At 38.2% G+C, this 4,886-nt stretch carries 4 protein-coding genes; 2 read left to right on the forward strand and 2 right to left on the reverse strand.

Annotation, left to right across the window (positions count from 1 at the left end; all coding sequences use genetic code 11):
* Window positions 1-569 (reverse strand): RNA polymerase sigma-70 factor (locus ACOVO2_RS11130; protein WP_421770046.1); only part of this gene is annotated, 569 nt, incomplete at its 3' end.
* Between the two features lie 281 nt (window positions 570-850).
* On the opposite strand from ACOVO2_RS11130, the gene ACOVO2_RS11135 reads away from it, so the two are divergent.
* Entirely contained in the window at window positions 851-1,570 is a 720-nt protein-coding gene (locus ACOVO2_RS11135; RefSeq protein WP_421770041.1) for a head GIN domain-containing protein, read from the forward strand.
* A 118-nt stretch (window positions 1,571-1,688) separates the two neighbouring features.
* Here ACOVO2_RS11135 and ACOVO2_RS11140 read toward each other — a convergent pair whose 3' ends face one another.
* Window positions 1,689-2,339: a hypothetical protein gene (locus tag ACOVO2_RS11140; protein ID WP_421770042.1), complete on the reverse strand. Its 651-nt coding sequence runs from the start codon at window positions 2,337-2,339 to the stop codon at window positions 1,689-1,691.
* Window positions 2,340-2,415: 76 nt separating this feature from the next.
* Between ACOVO2_RS11140 and ACOVO2_RS11145 the strand changes: the two genes are divergently transcribed.
* A complete protein-coding gene (locus ACOVO2_RS11145) occupies window positions 2,416-4,758 on the forward strand; it encodes a TonB-dependent receptor (protein WP_421770043.1) in 2,343 nt (780 codons plus the stop codon).
* Window positions 4,759-4,886 lie beyond the last annotated feature (128 nt).

Genomic DNA, 4,886 nt, shown 5'->3' on the forward strand with positions numbered 1-4,886 from the left:
AAAGTTGTGCCACAAATAATAATCAATGGTAAATATTCTGCTAGTTCGACTCTTAATATTTTTAGTGCTTTTCCAATCTGATTTTCGACTGTTTTTGGCGAAAGCTCTAATTGTTCGGCAATTTCGTGGTATTTCAATTCTTCAAATCTGCTCATTTGGAATATCAATCGGCACTGCTCGGGTAATTTCTTGATAGCTTCTTCGATTTTCGTTTCGAGTTCATTTTTCATAACCGTTTGGCTGACCGACTCATACGAAGCATCATAAAAATTTACGGCGTATTGCTGATATTCTTCTCTAACTTTCAAATGCTTTATTCGATTCAAGCAATGATTATGCACCGCTCGGTACAGATACGACTTTAGCGAAATACTGATTTCCAAATCGCTGCGTTTTTCCCAAATACTCAGAAATAGGTTCTGAACAACCTCCTCGGCTTCGTCCATTTCTTTCAAAATCGAATTGGCATAGTTGCAAAGGCTCTGATAATATTTTCGAAAAGTTTCTTCGAAAATACGTTCATTGCCCTCTCTGATTGCACCAATTATTTCTTGTTCAGATAAAACCACCGATTGTAAAAAGAATATTTTGTGCAAACATAAAGTTTTATGTGCAATTTTCTATGTTTAAAGCTAAGTGAATTACGATTTACGAATGACGATTTACGATGTTGCTCATGTAATTATGTATAAATCCGTATGTATGTAACCAATACTATTAAGACAACCATGTTGAGAGTTTCCCCTACGGGGAAGAAGATTTTTTGAAAATATTTTTTTGGTAGCGTAGGGGGAAAAGCTTTTTAGGCTGTCATAGCATCAAACAAATCAATGAAAAAACTATTAAAAAAATGAAAAATGTAAGAATTGCCTCCGCTTTAGTGATAACTGCCTTGAGTTTAAGCATGAGTTCGTGCGATGTACTTCAACAAACCGTTGACCCCAGAAATGTTGTACAAGAATCTTTTGATGTAAAGAATTTTGATGGATTAGAGATTGGAAATGCCTTTGAGATTACGGTTAGGAAGGGTAGCGATTACAAAATCAAGGCGTCGGGCGATGGACGAGATATTGATGATTTGGTAGTAAAAGAACGCAACGGTACGCTGGAAGTGTATTACCGAAACAACTGGCGATTGCGTAGATACAGAATGAGTATCGAAATCGAAATGCCAACTTTGAAGGAAGTAGATTTTTCGGGAGCTGCCGAAGCGAGTGTGAAAGGCTTTGATAACCTCTCAGATTTAGAAATTGATTTATCGGGAGCATCAAAAGCAACATTTTATACAAGTGCAAAAAACTTTGATATTGACCTTTCGGGTGCTTCAACGCTTGAATTGGAAGGAAAAACTGATAAAATCTACGCCGAACTTTCGGGGGCATCGATTCTAAATGCTTTTGGGGTGGATGCGACCGATGCTTCGTTGAACCTTTCGGGAGCGAGCAATGGCCGAGTAAATGTAGCCCAACAACTCAAAGTTAAAGCCAGCGGAGCCAGTAAGGTGCGTTATCGTGGGGCAGCCAAAGTAGAATCTGACCTTTCGGGGAGTAGTAAGGTGGTGAAGGAGTAAAAGTCCACGGTCGGCAGTCGATAGTCAACAGTTCAATAAAAGTTTTGTCTGTTGACTGTCGCCTGTGGACTATGGACTGACAACAGTGGACAGTGGACTATTGACAATGGACTAATTTTCAATTCGCATTATAATGATGCAAAAACGAGATGAGACGTTCGTAGCTTAATAAATCTTCGTCAGTGCCGTTTTTCAGCAGAAAATGGCGATAAATATTTGTAACTGTCGAAAAATTACAGTTATCACTGAGCTTTGCGGCAATTATTCCTTTAAAACAGCGATGTACTTGATTGTATAAATATCGACAAGGCATCGTTGGCGAATCATTCAAAGTTTCTTCAATAAAATTTATTGAATCGGCAGTATTCAAGAAATCAAAGCCCTTTTCTTCAAAAAAACTCCTTATTTCCTGCGTTACTCTATCAAAATCTTCTTGGTTGGCTACTTTATATCTGAAATATTTAATTTCAAGAAATTTACCGATGCTTATTACCAAGGTATTAGCCGCTGGGCGATACCCAAAACTATTATTAAGAAATTGCTGTGCTATTTGTTCGATAAACTCGAATCTTACGCCAAAGTTTACTTCAACCCAAAATACATTTTGTGCTTCTGAAATAGAAAAAATTATATTCTGAAAGCCGTTTTGTGTAGATTTGCGGTACTGCTTTTGGTCAGGTACAAAACCAAACCCGTGCGATTGGAAAAATGCATCCAATTGCCCATAAAATTTGGTCTCGAACTGATTATGTATCATATCTGAATTCATTTACAAATAAACCTTTGTGGTATCTAAATGTTTAGACTTTGGCAGTAAAATATGTTTTCTCTTAACTAATAGATTGATGTACAGAGGATTTATCACCGTCGTAATTTTGATAGGCACGTGCTTTGGAGTGATTGCTCAGTCTGGTTCAAAAAATACGCCATCGGCTTCACAAATCATTCGTGGAAAAGTTGTCGATTTTATTAGCGAACAGCCTGTCATTGGAGCTTCAATTACGGTTTTAAACTCAAAGCAAGGTACTCAAACTGACACCGAAGGCAGCTTTTCGTTTGGGAAAATGCCCATTGGTCGTTATCAGCTGCAAGTAAGTTCGGTGGGCTACGAAAGCCAAATTATATCTGAACTTTTGCTCGAATCTGGCAAAGAAATGGTCTTGGAAATCAGACTGCAGGCCACTGCCAATCAGCTGGCTGAGGCAGTTGTAAGAGCACCATCGGCTAATCTTTCTGGGGCGGTTACGAGCATTCAGAATATCACAACCGAGCAAATTTTTCGTTATCCTGGCACTTATCTCGACCCTGCACGTTTGGCAACCGCATACGCAGGTGTGGCCAATTCAAACGACCAAGCTAACGGAATGGTTGTGCGTGGAAACTCGCCCAATGGTGTTCAGTGGCGTTTGGAAGGTATAGAAATCGTGAATCCCAATCATTTGAGCAATGCGGGAACTTTTAGCGACCGAATTACTCAAAATTCGGGAGGAGTAAATATTCTTTCTGCCCAATTATTGGGTAATATGAATTTCTTGACTGGTGCATTTCCGGCTGAATATGGCAATGCACTTTCGGGTGTAATGGATATGCGTTTACGCAAGGGAAACGATAAAAAGCATGAATTTACGGCACAAGCGGGCTTAATTGGCATTGATTTGGCCGCCGAAGGACCAATGGGAAAACGAGGGGCGAGCTATCTTATCAATTACCGTTATTCGTTTACTGGCTTGCTGGCAACAATGGGTGTAAAATTTGGTGGAGAAGACATTCGATTTCAAGATTTAGCTTTTAACCTTAATTTTCCAACAAAAAAAACAGGAACCTTCACGGTGTTCGGAATGCTGGGCTTGAGTAGTAATGTTTTTGCAGCAGTAAGAGATGCTTCTCAATGGGTTGTTCAAAAAGATGGATTTGATATAAACTATAAAAACCAAATGGGTGCTGCTGGGCTGACTCATAGCGTAAATTTAGGTAAAAGAACTTTGTGGAGAACAGCAGTGGTAGCTTCGGGCTTGAGTAGTTTGAGAGATGCCTATATATTGAGTATGGCTTCGTTTGCAAGATTCCCGACTGATAATGATAAATCTAAGAAAACAAAAAAGTCATTTTCAACGAGTTTGAGTTATAAATTTAATGAAAACAATAATTTGAAAGTTGGTGTATTTGTCACGCATCAATACGACGAACTTCTATCGGTATCAGAAAATACTTTCAGAGCAGAAGGCCATGCAACTGGATTGGTACTTCAACCATATTTAAACTTTCATTTATCACCTTTGCCTAAACTTTCGGCAAACCTTGGTTTACATTATCTCAACTACACTTTCAATAAAACAAAGTCTTTCGAACCACGCTTGTCGCTTAATTATCAACTATCTAATAATCAGTCGATTAGTGTGGCTTATGGTTTGCATAGCCAGTTACAGCCTGCTCAATTATACTTTGCTCAGTCTGATTTCTTCGATAATAATCTGACCAATGCGTACTTGGATTTGACAAAATCGCATCATTATGTACTGAGCCATCAATATACTTTCAAGAAAGGCTCTTATTTCAAGACCGAGCTCTATTACCAAAAAATATTTAATGTGCCTACTTTCAGCGGTACTTCGGCCTTTTCGGCTTTAAATATCATCGAAGAATATCCTTCGGCAAATTTGCGTAATTTAGGCAATGGCGAAAACTACGGTATTGAATTTACTTACCAGCAATTTCTTACGAATGGTTTTTATGCCCTTACGAATGCCACTTTGTATCGTGCCTACACGATTAATGATGGTGTAAGACGCAACAGTCGATACAACGGAAAGCATATTTTTAATCTGACGATTGGAAAAGAGTGGGAGAGAAGCAAAAATCGAATGTTAGGAGCAAGTGTGCGAGTAGTATGGCTGGGTGGGTACTATGAAAGAGAAATAAACGAAGAGGTTTCAATTGCACGAAAAAAATTGATATACAAAGATGCTTACGATTTTACGGTAAAACAACCCGACTATTTCCGACCAGATTTTCGTATATATCTAAAAAAATCAAGGGTAAAATACTCTCGTACATTGGCTTTGGACATTCAGAATGTGGCTGGTTATCAGAATGTTTCGTTTAGTTACTATGATAGGTTACAAAATAAAATCGTTAGACAGTATCAGCTTGGCTTAATTCCGATTTTGAGTTATCGCTGGGAGTTTTGATGAGTAAGATAGCTCTTCTGTGGGGCGAACTTGAAGTTCGTCTGAAAAGAAAGATAGATTTATTAACGATAGTTTAAACAGAACAAAATGATAAAAAAAATCTTTAAAACGCTTATAGTCAGTTTTTT

The organism is Emticicia sp., assembly GCF_049241225.1.
Lineage (GTDB): Bacteria > Bacteroidota > Bacteroidia > Cytophagales > Spirosomataceae > Emticicia.

Bases quoted from the DNA above. Each gene is read 5' to 3' on its own strand.
- ACOVO2_RS11135 (WP_421770041.1), top strand. From the start codon at position 851: ATGAAAAATGTAAGAATTGCCTCCGCTTTAGTGATAACTGCCTTGAGT.
- ACOVO2_RS11140 (WP_421770042.1), bottom strand. From the start codon at position 2,339: ATGAATTCAGATATGATACATAATCAGTTCGAGACCAAATTTTATGGG.
- ACOVO2_RS11145 (WP_421770043.1), top strand. From the start codon at position 2,416: ATGTACAGAGGATTTATCACCGTCGTAATTTTGATAGGCACGTGCTTT.